The 16,816-nt window shown below is 65.5% G+C and carries 17 protein-coding genes; 6 read left to right on the top strand and 11 right to left on the bottom strand.

Annotated features, from left to right (window positions below; translation table 11 throughout):
- Nucleotides 1–10: 10 nt before the first annotated feature.
- Nucleotides 11–682 carry an NnrU family protein gene (locus K3152_RS10335; protein ID WP_221574031.1) on the top strand — a complete coding sequence of 224 codons (672 nt, stop codon included), beginning with the start codon at nt 11–13 and terminating at the stop codon, nt 680–682.
- 49 nt (nt 683–731) lie between these two features.
- Here the strand turns inward: K3152_RS10335 and K3152_RS10340 are convergent, their stop codons facing one another.
- The 9 genes from K3152_RS10340 to rpe form a co-directional block, all read right to left on the bottom strand.
- Nucleotides 732–1,529: a crotonase/enoyl-CoA hydratase family protein gene (locus K3152_RS10340; protein WP_221574032.1), complete on the bottom strand. Its 798-nt coding sequence runs from the start codon at nt 1,527–1,529 to the stop codon at nt 732–734.
- 117 nt (nt 1,530–1,646) lie between these two features.
- Complete coding sequence (locus K3152_RS10345; RefSeq protein ID WP_221574033.1) at nt 1,647–2,033, bottom strand: hypothetical protein; 387 nt, start codon at nt 2,031–2,033, stop codon at nt 1,647–1,649.
- A gap of 41 nt (nt 2,034–2,074) precedes the next feature.
- Nucleotides 2,075–3,997, bottom strand: a complete 1,923-nt coding sequence (dxs, locus tag K3152_RS10350) for a 1-deoxy-D-xylulose-5-phosphate synthase (protein WP_221574034.1) — start codon at nt 3,995–3,997, stop codon at nt 2,075–2,077.
- Between the two features lie 74 nt (nt 3,998–4,071).
- Complete coding sequence (locus K3152_RS10355; protein WP_221574035.1) at nt 4,072–4,539, bottom strand: Fur family transcriptional regulator; 468 nt, start codon at nt 4,537–4,539, stop codon at nt 4,072–4,074.
- 37 nt (nt 4,540–4,576) lie between these two features.
- Complete coding sequence (gene msrA / locus K3152_RS10360) at nt 4,577–5,257, bottom strand: peptide-methionine (S)-S-oxide reductase MsrA (RefSeq protein WP_221574036.1); 681 nt, start codon at nt 5,255–5,257, stop codon at nt 4,577–4,579.
- Nucleotides 5,254–5,376: a hypothetical protein gene (locus K3152_RS14305; protein WP_282098362.1), complete on the bottom strand. Its 123-nt coding sequence runs from the start codon at nt 5,374–5,376 to the stop codon at nt 5,254–5,256. Before K3152_RS14305 ends, msrA begins: the two co-directional genes overlap by 4 nt.
- A gap of 127 nt (nt 5,377–5,503) precedes the next feature.
- Entirely contained in the window at nt 5,504–7,090 is a 1,587-nt protein-coding gene (gene purH, locus K3152_RS10365) for a bifunctional phosphoribosylaminoimidazolecarboxamide formyltransferase/IMP cyclohydrolase (RefSeq protein WP_221574037.1), read from the bottom strand.
- Between the two features lie 6 nt (nt 7,091–7,096).
- Nucleotides 7,097–9,097: a heparinase II/III family protein gene (locus tag K3152_RS10370; protein WP_221574038.1), complete on the bottom strand. Its 2,001-nt coding sequence runs from the start codon at nt 9,095–9,097 to the stop codon at nt 7,097–7,099.
- The gene (gene rpe / locus K3152_RS10375; RefSeq protein ID WP_221574039.1) at nt 9,094–9,756 is read right to left on the bottom strand and encodes a ribulose-phosphate 3-epimerase; all 663 of its coding nucleotides are present in this window, start codon (nt 9,754–9,756) and stop codon (nt 9,094–9,096) included. The genes K3152_RS10370 and rpe overlap by 4 nt, the downstream gene beginning before the upstream one ends.
- A 146-nt stretch (nt 9,757–9,902) precedes the next feature.
- On the opposite strand from rpe, the gene K3152_RS10380 reads away from it, so the two are divergent.
- The 5 genes from K3152_RS10380 to K3152_RS10400 all read left to right on the top strand — a co-directional run bounded on the left by K3152_RS10380 (nt 9,903) and on the right by K3152_RS10400 (nt 14,570).
- Entirely contained in the window at nt 9,903–10,178 is a 276-nt protein-coding gene (locus tag K3152_RS10380; RefSeq protein WP_221574040.1) for a PqqD family protein, read from the top strand.
- A gap of 22 nt (nt 10,179–10,200) precedes the next feature.
- Nucleotides 10,201–10,338: a hypothetical protein gene (locus K3152_RS10385; RefSeq protein ID WP_221574041.1), complete on the top strand. Its 138-nt coding sequence runs from the start codon at nt 10,201–10,203 to the stop codon at nt 10,336–10,338.
- Nucleotides 10,339–10,360: 22 nt separating this feature from the next.
- The gene (locus K3152_RS10390) at nt 10,361–12,250 is read left to right on the top strand and encodes an asparagine synthetase B family protein (RefSeq protein WP_221574042.1); all 1,890 of its coding nucleotides are present in this window, start codon (nt 10,361–10,363) and stop codon (nt 12,248–12,250) included.
- Nucleotides 12,251–12,288: 38 nt separating this feature from the next.
- A complete protein-coding gene (locus K3152_RS10395; RefSeq protein ID WP_221574043.1) occupies nt 12,289–13,950 on the top strand; it encodes an ABC transporter ATP-binding protein in 1,662 nt (553 codons plus the stop codon).
- Between the two features lie 122 nt (nt 13,951–14,072).
- Complete coding sequence (locus K3152_RS10400) at nt 14,073–14,570, top strand: DUF2141 domain-containing protein (protein WP_221574044.1); 498 nt, start codon at nt 14,073–14,075, stop codon at nt 14,568–14,570.
- A 3-nt stretch (nt 14,571–14,573) separates the two neighbouring features.
- Here K3152_RS10400 and K3152_RS10405 read toward each other — a convergent pair whose 3' ends face one another.
- Nucleotides 14,574–15,470 carry a hypothetical protein gene (locus K3152_RS10405; protein WP_221574045.1) on the bottom strand — a complete coding sequence of 299 codons (897 nt, stop codon included), beginning with the start codon at nt 15,468–15,470 and terminating at the stop codon, nt 14,574–14,576.
- Entirely contained in the window at nt 15,467–16,504 is a 1,038-nt protein-coding gene (locus K3152_RS10410) for a diacylglycerol/lipid kinase family protein (RefSeq protein WP_221574046.1), read from the bottom strand. The genes K3152_RS10405 and K3152_RS10410 overlap by 4 nt, the downstream gene beginning before the upstream one ends.
- Nucleotides 16,505–16,816 lie beyond the last annotated feature (312 nt).

The following is a 16,816-nucleotide window of genomic DNA, read 5'->3' on the forward strand; positions in this document are numbered from 1 at the left end:
GGAGGACATCATGGACCCGCTGACTTCGCTTATCGCTGCCTCGCTGGCATTCGTCGGCACGCATTTCGCGCTCTCGCATCCGCTGCGCGCCCCGCTTGTCGCCGCGCTGGGCGCAACCGGCTTTTCGATCCTCTACAGCCTCGTGGCGGCCGCCTCGATGGCGTGGATCTATTTCGCCTTCGTCGCTGCGGACGACACCATGCTCGGCGGCAGTGGCGAGATCGGCTGGATTATCGCGACCGTCCTGTCGCTGCCCGCACTGTTGCTGTTCCTTGGCTCGCTCAAGGGTAATCCGGCTCTCCCCGCACCCGGCGCGGAGAAACTCGCGCGGCGCGAGCCTGCTGGTGTGTTCGCGGTGACGCGGCACCCGATGATGTGGGGCTTCGCGCTGTGGGCAATCTCGCACATCGTCCTGTGGTGGAGTTGGCGCACGCTGGTCGTGGCGCTCGCCATCCTCATCCTCGCACTGGTCGGGGCAAGGCTGCAGGACCGCAAGAAAGAGGCGCTGATGGGCGAGGCGTGGAAAGAGTGGGAAGCGAAAACCAGCTATTGGCCTCGCTGGAGCAGGCTTGCGCGCGCGGGCGTGATCCTGTGGCTGGTAGCCATAGCGGCATGGCTCGGCATCACATGGTGGCACATCGGGGCAGGCGGTATCCCGGCCGGCATCTGGCGCTGGGTCTGACCGTCCTCAAGCAGCGAAGCGGTAGGACAAACAAATATTCGCTCTGACTTTATTGTCCCGTGAACTTGGGCGCGCGCTTTTCGAGGAGCGCGTCGACACCTTCCAAGTGGTCTTGCGTCGAGTGCATCAGCGCCTGCGCGTTGGCCGCCATCTCGAGCGCCGCGTCATAGGTGGTCGAGCGCCCCTGCCGCATGAGGTTCTTCGCCTGCCGGAGCGCATGGGGAGGCATGGCGGCGACCTTGGCGGCGAGCGCTTTGGCCTCATCCAGCAGCGCCTCATGTTCGACCACGCGGCTGACCAGCCCCCAGTCGAGCGCGGTTGAGGCGTCGATCACATCGCCGGTGTAGAACAGCTCCGCCGCGCGCGCCTCACCGATGATGCGGGGCAAGATCCACGTGCCGCCGTCACCCGGAATGATGCCGAGCTTGAGGAAGGTGACGCCGAACTTCGCTTTCTCGCTCGCGATGCGCATGTCGGCCAGGCAGGTAAGGTCGCAGCCCAGCCCGATGGCCGGTCCGTTGACCGCCGCGATAAGCGGCACGCGCAGCGAATAGAGCGCGCGCAGGATCTTGTGGATGTTGCCCCTGTAGCCATCGGCAATTTCGGGAGCCGTGCCGCCGAAATTGCCGGTCCTCTCCTTCATCGCCTTGATGTCGCCACCGGCCGAGAAAGCGCGGCCCGCGCCGGTCAAGATGACACAGCGCACATCCATGTCGGCATTAATGGCATCGCAGGCCTCGACAAAGGCGTCCCCGTCCCCTGCGGCGCCGAGCGGGTTCATGCTGTCGGGCCGGTTGAGCGTCAATGTGGTGACGTGGTCGGCGGTGTCGATATGGAGGAGGCTCATCGGCAAAAAGTCCTTTCGCCTGCCCCCATGCCACTACGTGTCTCTGCCGTCACCCCGGCCACCGAGCCGGGGTCCCGCTGCCTTCGAGCGCATCGCCGCAGAAAGCGGGACCCCGGATCAAGTCCGGGGTGACGGCTGATTCTTCACCCGGAATGGGTGATCGGGATTTTGCGAGATGAACTCATCAACCTCGCGAAGTCGCTCGGGATAGGGCGCTACTTCATACCAGCCCGTATTGGTCGGGAAGCGGAATCCTGCCCGCCATAGCTTCTCTACTTTTTTCCATTGCTCTTCATCGGTGCGCTTGGGAGCCTTGAAGGACCGGCCCATATGGTGAGCCTCGCCAGCGCACTGCGGGCAAATCGCCGCACTATCTTCAGAGAGTTTCCAGGACTTGCGGCACGCAAAACATGCGTGAGCGATGCGATACTCCGCATTGCTCACACTTATCGACGACTCGAACCCTCCGACCGCCCGATTGCCGATCTTTATGCGGATTTCCATCCGCTCAGCTTTCGTGGGCGGTGTCGGCATCGGTCTTCGCGTTACGCCCGCGCCTCTTCCACGCCCGTGCTGTTGTGCCGCAGCGCATTCAGCACCGTGTCGACGATATGCGGCGCGTTGAGGCCGGCTTCGTCATACTGCTTGGTCGGGTCGTCCTGATCTTGGAAGATGTCGGGCAGGCGCATGGTGCGGACCTTGAGACCGCTGTCGGTCAGGCCCTCATCTGAAGCAAAGGTCAGCACATGCGCCCCAAGGCCACCGATGGCGCCTTCCTCAACCGTCACCACCACCTCGTGGCTGCGCATCAGCTTTTCGATCAGCGCGGTGTCGAGAGGCTTGGCGAAGCGCATGTCGGCGACCGTCGTCGAGAGGCCCTTGGCCTCGAGCTGGTCGGCGGCCTTCTTGGCCTCCTCCAGACGCGCGCCCAGCGACAGGATGGCGACCTTGCTACCTTCGCGGACCACGCGGCCCTTGCCAATCTCGAGCTGTTCGAGCTGCTCGGGGATTTCCACGCCAGTGCCAGCGCCGCGCGGATAGCGGAAGGCGATGGGGCCATCGTCGTATTTCGCCGCAGTATAGGTCATGTGCGCCAGCTCCGCCTCGTCGGCGGCGGCCATCACCACCATGTTGGGCAGCGTCGCGAGATAGGTGATGTCGAAGCTGCCTGCATGCGTGCAGCCGTCGGCGCCCACCAGTCCGGCGCGGTCGATGGCGAAGCGGACGGGCAGGTTCTGGATGGCGACATCGTGCACCACCTGGTCATAGGCGCGCTGGAGGAAGGTCGAATAGATGGCGGCAAATGGGCGCATGCCTTCCGCCGCGAGGCCCGCAGCGAAGGTCACCCCGTGCTGTTCTGCAATGCCGACGTCGAAGGCCTTGTCGGGATGCGCCTTGGCGAATTTGTCGACGCCCGTGCCGCTCGGCATAGCGGCGGTGATGGCACAGATTTTGGGGTCGTCATTGGCGAGCTTCGCCAGCGTTTCGCCGAAGACATTCTGATAGGCCGGAGGGCCGCCCTTCGATTTCTTCTGCTCGCCGGTGACGACGTCGAACTTGGCGACGCCGTGGTACTTGTCGGCGCTGTTCTCGGCAGGCGCGTAGCCCTTGCCCTTTTGCGTGACGACATGGATGAGCACCGGACCCTGCTCGCTGTCGCGCACATTCTCGAGCACCGGGATGAGATGGTCGAGATTGTGCCCGTCGATCGGGCCGACGTAATAGAAGCCAAGCTCTTCGAACATGGTCCCGCCGGTCACCATGCCGCGCGCGAATTCTTCCGCCTTTTCGAGCCCGCCCCACACGCGGCGGCCCATCTTGCGGGCGATCTTCGAGGCCATCGACCTCAGGCCAAGATATTCGCTCGAGGACACCATGCGCGCGAGATAGGCCGAGAGCCCGCCCACCGGCGGCGCAATCGACATATCGTTGTCGTTCAATATGACCACGAGGCGATTGCCCGCCTGTTCGGCATTGTTCATCGCCTCATAGGCCATGCCCGCGCTCATCGCGCCGTCGCCGATGACTGCAATGCCGCGGCCCGGACGCTGCTGCATCTTGTTTGCGACGGCAAAGCCGAGCGCTGCCGAAATCGAGGTCGAGCTATGCGCTGCGCCGAAGGGGTCGTATTCGCTCTCGGCACGCTTGGTGAAGCCTGACAGGCCGCCGCCCTGGCGCAGCGTCCGGATGCGGTCGCGGCGACCGGTGAGGATCTTGTGCGGATAGCACTGATGGCCGACGTCCCACACCAGCTTGTCGGTCGGCGTGTCGAAGACATAGTGGATGGCGGTGGTCAGCTCGACCACGCCCAGCCCGGAGCCGAGGTGTCCGCCGGTGGTGCCGACCGCGTCAATCATTTCTGCGCGCAGTTCGTCGGACAGCTGGCGGAGCTGTTCCTGCTTCAGTTTGCGAAGGTCGGCGGGGGTGTCGACCGTGTCGAGCAAGGGGGTATGGGGGCGTTCACTCATACGAATGCCCTACACCGACTTTTCCGAACTGTCGATGAACGGCTTATCGACAAAAATGCACAGTCTGGCGCAACTTAGGCCGCGCAGTCGTCGCACAGACCCCTGAGTTCGACCACCGGCCGCACGTCGGTGAAGCCCGCGTCCTTGCCAGCTTCGCGCAGAGCACCGGTCACGCGCTCATCATCGATATGCGTCGCCTTTCCGCAGTCGTCGCAAATTAGGAAGATGCAATCGTGGCGGCAGCCCGGATGCGTGTTGACGAGGTAGGCATTCGCGCTCTCGATCCGGTTCGCGAGATTGGTGCGTACGAACAGGTCGAGGATGCGGTAGACGCTGTTGGGTGCGACGCGCTTGCCGCGCGCTGCCGAGAGGTTGTCGGCAATGTCGTAGGCGCTGGCAGGCTTCTCGTGCCGCGCGAGTTCCTCGAACACGGACTGGCGCATGCCGGTCCATTGTTCGCCGGAATCGGTGAGGGTGAGACGGGCCGCATCGATGAGAGCGTCGCCCGAATGTTCCTTATGCGCGTGCGAATGTCCTGCCATGCGCCAAGAGTTAGGAGCGGCGTGCCCCGCGCGCAAGTCAGTTGCGGCGGAACTCGGCGCGGTAGAGCGAGGGGTAGAGCCGCTTCAATGCAGCCACCTTGGGGGCATCCCAGCGCAAGATATAGCCATGGCGCGGGTTCTTGGCAGCGAAATCCTGGTGGTAGGCTTCGGCGGCGTAGAATTTGCGCGCAGGGCTGATGCTGGTGACGATGGGGCGGTCCCACAGCTTCGTTTTCTTCAGCTGCGCGAGATAGGCCGCGGCGACCTTGCGCTGCTCTGCGCTGACGGGAACCAGCTCGGCGTTGTAATGCGCACCGCGGTCGGGGCCCTGGCGGTTTTTCAGCGTCGGGTCGATGATGACCGAGAAATAGATGCGCAGCAGCTCGTCATAGCGCACGACGCTGGGGTCGTAAGTGACCTTCACCGCCTCGACATGGTCGGTCACGCCCGAGGAGACGAGCTTGTAATCGGCCTGGCGCTTCGTGCCGCCATGATAGCCCGAGACGGCGCTGGTGACGCCCTTCGTATGGCTGAACACCGCTTCCACGCCCCAGAAACAGCCGCCTGCGAAAATGGCGGTCTTGAGGCCGTTGCCTTCCTTCGATTTCACCGCGGCGGCAGGCGCCTCGACCACCTTCTCGGCGGCGAGTGCTGGCTGCTGGCAGGCTGCAGTGGCGAAGAGTGCGCCCGCCGCAATCAGGGGGGCGAAACGCTTCACTGGATAACGGCCGCGATGGCGGAGACGATTTCGCCTCCGTTGGCAAAGGCGACAACGAAAGTCCCGGCAAGGAAGCCGAGGCCGAAATTGCGATAGAGGTCGGGGCTGAAGAGGTTCATGTCGTATTCTTCCGTGGACTTATCCCACGTGGTTACAGATTGCGCGATTTAAAGGCGCTGAATGGCTTGGTTGTGCAGCGTTCAGGACAGCCAGATACCTTCGTACCGACCGCCCTGCGAGGGCCCCTTAGTGCCGGAAATGTCTCATTCCGGTAAACACCATGGCGAGGCCCTTTTCGTCGGCTGCCGCGATGACTTCCTCGTCGCGGATCGAACCGCCAGGCTGGATGATCGCAGTCGCCCCCGCCTCGGCTGCGGCGAGCAGGCCGTCGGCGAAGGGGAAGAAGGCGTCGGAGGCCACGGCGCTGCCGACGGCGCGGCTCTGGTCCCAGCCGTATTTCTCCGCCGCCTCGGCAGCCTTGATGGCAGCGATGCGCGAGGAATCGCGGCGGTTCATCTGGCCTGCGCCGATGCCCGCTGTCGCGCCATCCTTGGCGTAGACGATGGCATTCGACTTCACGTGGCGAGCGACCGTCCAGGCGAAGAGGCAGTCCTTCAGTTCCTGCTCGGTCGGTTCGCGCTTGGTGACGACCTTGAGATCGGCCTCCGAAATCGCCCCATTGTCGCGCGTCTGCACGAGCAGTCCGCCAGTAATGGGCTTGACCAGCAGTCCGCCGCGGCGCGGGTCCGGCAGGTCGCCGGTGACGAGCAGGCGCAGGTTCTTCTTCTTGGCAAAAGCCTCGCGCGCTTCGTCGCTGACCGAGGGCGCGATGACGACTTCGGTGAAAATCTCGCAGATGGCACGGGCGGTCTCGCCGTCAAGCTCGGTATTCACCGCGACGATGCCGCCGAAGGCCGAGACGCTGTCGCAGGCGAGCGCCTCGTTCCACGCCTCGATGAGGCTGGAGGACTGCGCCACGCCGCAGGGATTGGCGTGCTTGACGATGACCACCGCCGGCTCGCCGCCTGCGAATTCGGCACAGAGTTCGAGCGCGGCATCGGCATCGTTGTAATTGTTGTAGCTGAGTTCCTTGCCCTGCAGCTGCTCGGCCTGCGCGATGCCTTTGCCGTGCGGGCCGACCGGGGTGTAGAGCGCCGCCTTCTGGTGCGGGTTCTCACCGTAGCGCAGTTCCACCGGCGCCTTGCCGTTGACGGCGAGGAAATCGGGGAAGGTCTGCTGCTGGTCGGCGAAACCGAACCACTGGCTGATCATGCTGTCATAGGCTGCGGTGGCCGCGAAGGCCTTGGCCGCGCATTTGCGGCGGAAGTCGAGGCTGGTCGCGCCGTTGGCTTCCAGTTCCCCCACCAGCGTGCCGTAATCGGCCGGGTCGGTGACGATGGTGACATACTGGTGGTTCTTCGCCGCGCTGCGCACCATGCTCGGTCCGCCGATATCGATATTCTCGATGATCTCGTCGCGCTCCGCGCCCTTGGCGACGGTCGCTTCGAAGGGATAGAGATTGACCACTACGAGGTCGATAGCGCCAATCGCGTGTTCTTCCATCGCGGCGGCATGTTCAGGATTGTCGCGCACGGCGAGAAGGCCGCCGTGGACCATGGGGTGCAGCGTCTTCACGCGGCCATCCATCATCTCGGGAAAGCCGGTGAGGTCGGACACGTCCTTCACCTCGAGACCTGCCTCGCGCAGCGCCTTCGCGGTGCCGCCGGTGGAAACCAGCTCGACACCCTTGGCGGCCAGCGCCTTGCCCAGATCAACCAAACCGCTCTTGTCGGACACCGAGAGAAGTGCCCGTTTGATGCTCACATCACCCACGAAATCTTACCCCATTCGTTTGAGCAGCCAGGGGAAGCGTTCCCCGCTGCGAGCGGCCATGCCTTCGACCACGATTTGCTGCGTGCCATGCGGACGGCCCTGGCCATCGACCCAGAGACTGTCCTCCAGCGTGCAGTGCGCCTCGCCGCTAGAGCCTGCGAGGCGGAATTGCCAGTAGCTTGCGTCGGCCAGCGCCAAATGCACGCCCATACCATCCTCGGTCAGCTTCGCATCGACCCCGCGTCCGAGGTGGAAGCGGACGGCGAAACCGATCTTGCCGCGCTTGCCCTTGCGGGTGGAGGGCTCGAGCACATCCTCGCCGCGCAATTCGGTGCCCTCGTCCGACAGGATGAGGATACGGCGGTGGAGCAGGCCGTGGCGCGCGACATAGCCATTGTGCACGGCCTCGAACCTGGTCGCCTTGCGCGCATCCTGCTGGATGGTTTCGCGCTTGAAGTCGACTTCCTCGACACCCTTGCCGATTTGCCCGCCGATGAGGACGGCAGTGGAATTGGCCTCGTCGAGCACCAAAGTCGAATGCGCCGAGGTGCCACGCAGGCCCTGCTCGATACGCGCAGGAACGAGCGCGCCGGCCAGTTCCGAACCGCCGCAATTGACGACGATGCGCTGGGACCCGTGCGAGAATTCGAACGCCAGCGTCGAGGCGCAGCCATGGCGCGCATGGCGCGGCTTGGGCGGTGGAGCGCCGTCCATCACCAGCACGCCATCTTTCGCGCGCACCCGCTGGTAGCCCCAGTGGCGGGCATCTACCATCGGTCGTGCGCGCACGCCGCTGGCAGTAACGAGCGCATCCAGCGCAGGTTCGCTCATCGCAGCGCTGCCCTGCCAGCTGCCCAGCCCCTTGTCGCCCATGCGCAGCGAAAGCAGCGCGGGCACGAGCAGGTTGAGTAGCGCATCGAGCGCGGCGGGCGGCTCGCGCTTCACCGCCTCGTAACAGGCGCGCAAGTCGACCAGCAGCGCAATGGCCTGCGCCTGCGCGGTGGGGCTACGCGAAAGCACGCCGCCATCGTCGCTGACCAGCTCGCCCAGAGTGCGCAGCAGCCCGGCCTCGCCATGCAGGCGGCGCGGCTTGCCGTCGGGCAGCAGCAGTCCGGCGGCAACGATAGCGGCCCAGCCGGTGACCTGCGCCATGCGGTCCTCGCCGCTCGCCACCTGCCGGTCGAGCCAGCGCGCGGTGGTGTCGATGGCGTCGAGCAGCGGCTGTTTCAGCTTCTCGCCCTCCCCCGACAGGAGGACCGGCGTGTGCACCAGCCAGTTGAGGAGGCGCAGGCCTGCAAGTTCGACATCCCACGCAGGCCCCTTGCCCGGCGCAGGGTTCTTGGCGAGCCATGCCGAGAAGATGGCACCCGAGGTGTCGGCACATTGTCCGCGCGGGGCGCAGGACGAGAGGTCGCGCATCCAGGTAAATCCATGGACGGCGCGCGCGAATGGCTCGGTCAGTTTCGAAGGCGAGCCATAGTCGAGCTTGGCGGTCGGCGCCTTGAGGCCTGCAACCTGCAATTGCCCCGCACGCAGCGACATTCCAGCAATCCGGTCACCCGCAAGCGGGGTCTCGACCATCGCCATGAAGCGCAGCTTGGCAGGCTTGCGCAGCGGAGCGGCGAGCACCGAGCCGGGCACGCCGAGCTTGTAGCCCCAGCGGATAAGCGCATCGAGCGCACCGCCATGAGGCAGGGCGAAATCGGCCGGCACGAGCGCGCGGGCAGGCTCGAGCGGCTCGGGGTCTATTTCGGGTTCAGGCTGGGGCTCGGGAGGGAGCGGGGCGGCAACGACATGCGGCTCCGACTTTTCCGCGACTTCCGGCTCGGCAGCAGCCTCGGGCTCAGTCTTTGCAGCCTCGATAGCCTCTTCGATATCGATCTGGTCGGAGTTTTCTTCCTCCTCGACCAGCGGCTCCGGCTCGTCGAACAGGGGAAGCGCGACCTGCACCTCGTGACCCGCATCTTCGTGCGAGGCGCTGAGCAGGCCGGAGTGACCCTCGCTCATCCCTGCCCCTTCAAGGCAGCGATATTCGAGGCGTATTTATCAGGCCCACCGCGGAAGGTGGCAGAGCCGGCCACCAGCACATCCGCGCCAGCGTCAACGCACAGCGGCGCGGTGGTCGGGTCGACCCCGCCGTCGACTTCCAGGCGGATGTCCTTGCCGCTCTTGTCGATCATCTTGCGGATGGCTTCGACCTTGCGCAGTTGCGAATGGATGAAGCTCTGCCCGCCGAAACCGGGATTGACGCTCATCACGAGCACGAGGTCCACTTCCTCGATGAGGTAATCGAGCATCTTCGCAGGCGTGCCGGGGTTGAGCACCACACCTGCCTTCTTGCCGAGGTTTTTGATCGCCTGAAGCGTGCGGTGGATGTGCGGCCCCGCCTCGGGGTGGACGGTGATGATGTCCGCTCCGGCCTCGGCGAATGCCTCCAGATAGGGGTCGACCGGCGCAATCATCAGATGCACGTCGAATGTCTTGGTGGTGTGTGGGCGCAGTGCCTTCACGACTGCCGGGCCGATGGTGATGTTGGGCACGTAATGCCCGTCCATCACGTCGATATGGATCCAGTCGGCCCCCGCCTCGTCGACAGCGCGGACTTCCTCGCCCAGCCGGGCGAAATCGGCGGAGAGGATACTGGGTGAAATCAGCGGGACGGTCATGGGGCCGGTCGGCTTTCGCTTGTCTGGGGTTAGCCTGATGGCAGCCGAAATACCCGTCTCCACCATGCTTCCACAAGATTGTCCTCAGGCTTATCCACGAACGAGCAGCCTTGATTGCACCGGCAGCAACGCTAGGAGTCGCGCGCATGGGTGCAATCCGCAAGCTGACCGACAATTTCATCGCCACCGAAGTCGATGGTGAACTGCTCATCGTCGACCTCGACGGCGGGGAGCTGTTCTCGCTTTCCGGCACGGCGAAGGCCGTGTGGGACGCGATCGACGGTACGCGCAACGCAGACGCAATTGCAGCGCTGATGGCCGAACGCCACCGGGGCGATCCGGCTGTCATCGCGGCAGATGTGAAGGCCCTCGTCGGGCAATTCGAAAGCGCCGCGCTGGTAGAGCGCACCGCGCCTTGCTAAGCAGGCGGGGAAGGAACTTGGCATGACAAAGCACGAACAGGACGAGGCCGGCAGCAAGCCGCGCTGGGAAACGCCGGAACTGGTGAAGCTCGGGACGATGCGGGATATCGCCCAGGGCTGGACACCCAACGACCAGGCCAACAACAACAAGCGTTCCTGACCGCGCAGGAAGAAGCGCCGCTATGATTGCCGCCTGGCATGGCAGGGCGCGAGGCGTCTGCCCTCCTGTCGACGCGATGCTGCGCAGCCTGGCGCTTTACGGAGAGCGGCGCGCCACGCCCATCGAAGCAGGGCCTTTCGCTGCGATGGCTTCGGACCGCGATTACCTGGCCTCGGTGGGAGACATCCATGTCGCGCTGACGGGCTGGCTCGACAATGCAGCAGGGCTTGCGCGAAAGCTCGGGTTGGCGTCGGACGACCCGGCCCGCATCTATGCCGCCTCCCTCGAGCGCTGGGGCGAGGATGCCGACCGTCACATGGTCGGCAGTTACGCCGCCATTGCACAGCTTGCGGACGGGACTCTCCACCTTGCCCGGTCACCATGGGATGCGCCGCCGCTCTATTACCACAGCGACGCCCGACGGACCGTCGCCTCACCACTGCTGCGCGTGCTCTTCGCGGCCGGCGCCCCGCGCGAGCCCGACTGGGAGAGGGTGGTCGACGAACTTGCCTATGACTGGCGCTCGGGCGACGAGCGGGCGTGGCATGAGGACATCTGGATGGTCCCGCTTGGGGCCGCCGTACGCATCGACGGCGGAGAGCGCCGCGTCCTGCGCTGGTACGAACCACCGCCTCCGATGCCGGCCGAAGAGTATGACGAGCAAGCCGCGGTAAGCCGCGCGCTGGAGTTGCTCGACGAGGCCGCAGTGGCGGCACTGCGCTGGGCAGACAAACCCGCCCTCGCCATGTCGGGCGGGCTCGATTCGACGCTGGTCGCCGATGCGCTGCTCGGCGCTTTGCCCGAGCCCCAGCGCCTGCAGGCCATAACCTTTGTCCCCGACCATCGCTGGCAGGGGAAGGAAGAGCCCGGCACCATGGGCGACGAGCGGCGGTTCGCGAAGCTCATGGCCAAGGCCAATCCGCGCCTCGACTGGCATTTGGCGAGCGCCGATGTCGGCCCACCCGACCGCCGCGCGCGCGAGGTTTTTGCCGCGAGCGAGGTTTTTGCACCCGGGCTCGCCAATGTCGGCATGTACCACAACGTCTACGAAGCCGCGCGCGGGCTCGGTTGCGACAGCCTGCTGACCGCCGATTTCGGCAACAGCACAATCAGCGAGTCGGGACGTTCGGCCTATGTCGAATATGCACGGTCCGGCGAATGGAGGCAGCTGGTCCGCCTGCTGCGAAACCGCCCCGGCGATGCTCGTCCTCTGTGGCGTAAGCTGCTGGCCAATACCGTCCTGCCGCAACTCCCGCGCGCGTTGCGCTCGCTTGCCCGCAGGCTGGTCCATCCCGAACGCGCCGACATGACCGCGCTGATCACCGCGCTTTCGCCTGCGGCACGGCGCGAGCAGGCCGAACGGGCCGCGGCGCGCGGGACTGCCTCGGCCTGGGCCGACCTCACCCACGACCGCTCCCGCGCAGATACGGTGCAGCGCGAGTGGCGCGATGCCGACGGTCCGGGCCGCGATGTCGACCTCGCCTTCGAGCAGCTTTACGGCATCCGCAAGCGCGACGTCCTCATGTACCGCCCGCTGGTCGAGTTCTGCATGAGCCTGCCGACCCGCGCCTTCGCATGGGACGGTGAGGAGCGACGGTTTGCGCGCCTGATGGGGCGTGGCCGCGTGCCCGAGGCCATTCGCACCAACCGGCTGCACGGCCAGCACAATGTCGACTGGCACGCACGCATGACGCCCGAGCGCGAGGCCATGCGCGAAGTGCTGGAGACCGCGCGCGGCCACCCGTTCCTCGGCCAAGCGCTCGATATCGACCGCTTGCAGGCGCTCATCGACGACTGGCCCGAAGAACCCGATTTCAGCTGGGAACAGGACTGGGCACGCCGTCTTGCCCTGCCCCGCGCCATCCTTGCGGCACGCTTCGTCGGCCATGTCGAGCAGCGCAACGACCTCTAGGGCTATGCTGTCCGTGCATCCTGCGCCATAGCAGCAGGATGAGGCTTCCGCTTGGCGATATCGTAAGCATCGGAACGCGGGCGCGGTTCGTCCGGCTGGCGCTGCTCTCGCTCGTCGCTGCGGCAAGCGAGGGAGTTGGCTTCGTCCTGCTGGTTCCCTTCCTGGCGCAGGCCGGTGGGACGGGAAACGCCCTGCCCTTTGGCCTCACCCTGCCGCAATTGCCACTGGGCGCGCTGCTCATCCTGTTCGTCGGCCTCGTCATGCTGCGCTCGGTGGCCGAAGTGGCCCGCCGCCTCGCCGCGCAGGACTTGCAGGTCGCGGTGGTCGACGGCCTTCGGATGCAGGCTGTCGACGGATTGCTGCACGCGCGCTGGCGCTGGCTGTCGGGCATGCGCCAGGGGGAAAGCGAAGCGCTGCTGATCACCAATATCGACCGTGCGGGCTATGGCGTCGAACTGGTCGCGCGGCTCGTGCGGCTGAGCCTCGGATTGCTCGCGCTCGGGCTGGCGGCACTGGCGATTTCCCCTGCCGCAGCGCTCACGGGCGCGGCAGCAGGCGCGCTGGTCCTGCTCTTTTTCACCCCCCTGAGGAGGCGCGCGCGCAAGCTCGGCGAGGCGCTGTCGCGCAGGCACGAGAGGCTCCACGCGCAGCTGGGCGAAACGCTCGGGGCCCTGCGCGTGATCAAGAGTTACGGACGCGAGGACCGGACCGCGGACGAAGTCGAGCGCGAGCTGGCCAGCCTGCGCAGGACCGAGCGTGCCTATGTCCGCGACAGCGCGCTGGGCCTCGCCGTCCTGCACATGGGCGGCGCGATGGTCGCGGCGGGCTTTGCGTGGCTAGCGCTCGGCGGCCTCGCCATGCCGTTACCGATCCTCCTGCCGCTCGCCGCCATCTTCGTGCGCGCGCTGCCGCTGCTGTCCGAAATCCAGGCAAGCTGGCAGGGCTGGAGCCACGAGTTACCGGCGCTGGAAGAGGCGCTCGCCACGATCCGCAGCGCGAACGAGCACCGCGAGGATGAGGCGCGAGGGCCTGCCGTGTCACTGTCGCGCGCAATCAGGCTTGACGGCGTTTCGCTGCGCCACCGGGGGGAGCGTCCCGCGCTCGGACCGCTCGACCTCACCATCGAGGCGCGGCAACTGACCGTGTTCACGGGGCCCTCTGGTGCCGGCAAGAGCACGCTGGCCGACATCGCAGCCGGGCTGATCGCGCCCGATGAGGGCAGCCTCAACGTCGACGATATCGAAATCACGCACGCAAATCGCCGCGCCTGGCGCGCGCGGGTGGCCTATGTCCAGCAGGAGCCGGTGCTGTTTTCTGGCAGCGTGCGCGACAATTTGCTGTGGGCCGCTCGCGATGCGAGCGAAGACCAGATGCGGCGCGCGCTGGACGAGGCCTCGGCCAATTTCGTCCATTCGCTTCCCGAAGGCATCGATTGCGACCTCGGCGAGGGTGGCCGCGCGCTTTCGGGTGGCGAGCGCCAGCGCATCGCCCTCGCCCGCGCGCTGATGCTCGACCCCGACCTCATCATCCTCGACGAAGCGACCAGCGCGATCGACGCTGCCAGCGAGCAGGCCATCGCCGCCGCGCTCCACACCATGACCGAGACGCGCACGGTGATCGCGATCGCGCACAGGGGTCTGCTCCCCGACATCGCCGACCGCGTCATCCGCCTCGACAAGGGCCGGCTCGCGGGCGACTGAACGTGGAATTCAGGCGCAATTCACTGAGGCTGCGGCATATGGGAGCCAAGAAAAGGCAGGATTTGCCGCACTCGGCGCGCCTTGATTTGCGCGCCCGAACACGATTTGACGGGGCCATTCATATGACCAGCAAACTCGCAGCCATCACCGGAACCGCCGCGCTCGCCCTCACGGGTCTTGCAATGAGCGCGCCCGCAGAGGCGCAATATCGCGAGAAGATCGCGCACGATCCAGGCAAGTGTTCGGCAGGCAAGGGACCTGCCGTCATGGTTTCCATCACCGATGTGAAGGAAAGCAAGGGCACCATCCGCATCCAGTCCTATCGCGCGACGAAGCAGGACTGGCTCGAGAAGGGCCGCTGGATCTACCGCATGGAAGCGCCCGCCAAGGCTGGCACCATGCGCTTTTGCATGCCGCTTCCCGCACCGGGCCATTACGGCATCGCGGTGCGCCACGATCTCGATGGCGACGGCAAGACCGATATCTTCGGTGATGGCGGCGCGATGTCGAACGACCCGAGCATCAACATCTTCAACCTCGGCAAGCCGAGCTATAAGAAGGTGGGCTTCGATGTCGGCAGCGGGGTGGAGAACATCTCCATCCGCATGCGCTACCGCTGATCGCTAGCGGCGACGGCGTTTCTCGCGCCACAATTCCACCGCGGCACCGGGCATGGCGAGGAGCGGGTGCTTCTCGCGAAACGGCGTAACTTCCAGCGCAATGCCGGTGTGCCGCTCCAGCTTCCACGCGCCGTAGCGCGCGGCGCCCTCGAAGGTGGTGGTCGCCTTGGCGAGCCGCAGGATGTTGAGCGGTTTTCCGAGCCGCTCGCGCCGCTTCCACTGCGCCAGAACCTTATCGCGCTGTTCGGCTGAAATACGCGGGACGAGTTGCCCTTCCTCGCGATGGTAGGTGATGCCCGCCGCTTCCCAAGCCTGCGCCAGCAAGCCTTCGAAATGCTCGGCATTGACCGAGAGGATGGAATCCTCGCGCCCCGGTTTCTCGACCCGGAATTCGGCGCGATAAGTTGCCTGGAAGAGCGCGCGCCAGAAGTCTTCGGGCGCGCCCTTGCGCGGGCCAAGCACGGCCGCGAAGCGCGAAGCGGTGCAGGCCGCATCCCCGATCGCTTTCGCAACCGCGCTACGCGCATCCTCATCGCTCGCCCAGATGAGCGCGCTCGGCTGCACGAAACGCGTCCAGATGGTGGTGTCGCGGCTATCCCCGCGCGCAGCCTCGGCGAATTTTGCAAGGCTCATAGTGGCGATCTTTGCGCGCAGCACCTCGCCTTCATGCTCCCACTCGCGATAGCTGACCTTGGGCCAGATACGCTCGGCCTGGGGGCCTGGCAGCAGGACATAGAAATCGAGCACGCCTTCGAGCGAGCCTGTGCGCAGGTTCGAGCCGTAGAAGAGCACCGCGCTGGCACCCGCTTCCTCGCCCAACATGCGGGCATAGGCTGCGACCTCGCCACGCGGTTCACGCGAAAGCGATGCGGCAATCCTGTCCTGGAGGTTTGCGCTCACCCGGCGACGAAGGTCAGTTCGGGCCCCAGCTCGACCGTGTAGCTGCCGCCCTCGAAATGCTCGCCATCGAGAATGAACGGCGAATCGAGCGTGATCGCGAAACCTTCGGCAGAAAGGTGATGCAGGCCGGCGCGCGAAAGCCAGCGCGGATGCCAGCCGGCAAGGATTGCCGGAACGGAGAACATCACGCGGCGGCGCGGATGGTCGAGCACGAGCAGGCGGATATCCTCCTGCCCCTTGCCGAACAGCTTGATGTCGAGCGGCATCGTCTGGAGCGTCGAGGCCAGCATGACGTTGCGCCTCGCAGGGTCGCCATGGCGCGAATGCGGCATGGCCTCGCCAGAAGGAAGGTAGCTAAGCTCCATCTCCGCGCCGCGGCGCCAGCGGTTGGCATCGCTGCCGAACAAGGCCTGCAGCACGCCCCAGGCGCTCGCCACGCCGACGGCAATCGAGTTGAAGAAGCCGATGCGGTGCGCATCCTGCCCGGCATCGACGCCTAGCGTGAAGGAGCCTGCTCCGAAGATGAAACCGAGCATGGCAGGATTGCTCGTGCCCGCAGCCCGCACCGCGAGCGGACGGCGCTTGACCGTGCGCCCCTTGCTGTAGGCGTCGATGGCCTGCGCCAGCGTCCAGTCGGAAGGCGAGCCGAGATCGACATTCAGCGCATTGGTCTTGCCCTTGGGCAGGACTGCGATCTTCGGCCAGTTCTCGCCAAATATGGGCTGACCCATGGTCAGTACGTCGCGCACCGTGCCGTCGCCGCCGCTGATGACGAGCAGGTCGATGCCCTTCTCGGCCATGCGCGCGAGTTCATGCGCAATGCCCAGCCGTGTGTCGGGGCAGGCGATGGTGACGTTGCTGCGGTCTTCGCATTCGCGCGTCTCGACGGCATTTTGGTGGCTGCGGCGGTTGAGGATGACGCCCACGCGAACAGCCTGTCCGCGGCTACCCGAAGGCTGTACCTCCAGCGGCGCATGCGCATAATCGTCCGCGAGGCGGTCGAACTGCTCGAAGTTGTAGATCGTTCGTTCCATGATCCCGTTATCCCTGCCCCAAGGGGGCGGGCCAGCCCACCTGTTTCTCCGAAGAGTCACATTCTGTCATCGTTATGTAACGCATCCGGCTGGAATTGCCAGTTCTGCGCGAGAGAGTTTTGTTGCACTGCAGCAACAGTGGGTTTGTCTTAGGGGGTAGCGGGCTAACGTGGGCTGAATGGGCGTGAAGTGAATTTGAATGCGTTGGGCGCGCTCAAGCAGCGGAGCGGTAGCGCGAAAATGGAACAATCCCGACAGGATTGGGCCGGCGCCTTGCGCCGCCCCGTCTTCGCTTCGCTATGACTCCGAACT

The sequence above is a fragment of the Qipengyuania polymorpha genome, assembly GCF_019711435.1.
GTDB lineage: Bacteria > Pseudomonadota > Alphaproteobacteria > Sphingomonadales > Sphingomonadaceae > Qipengyuania > Qipengyuania polymorpha.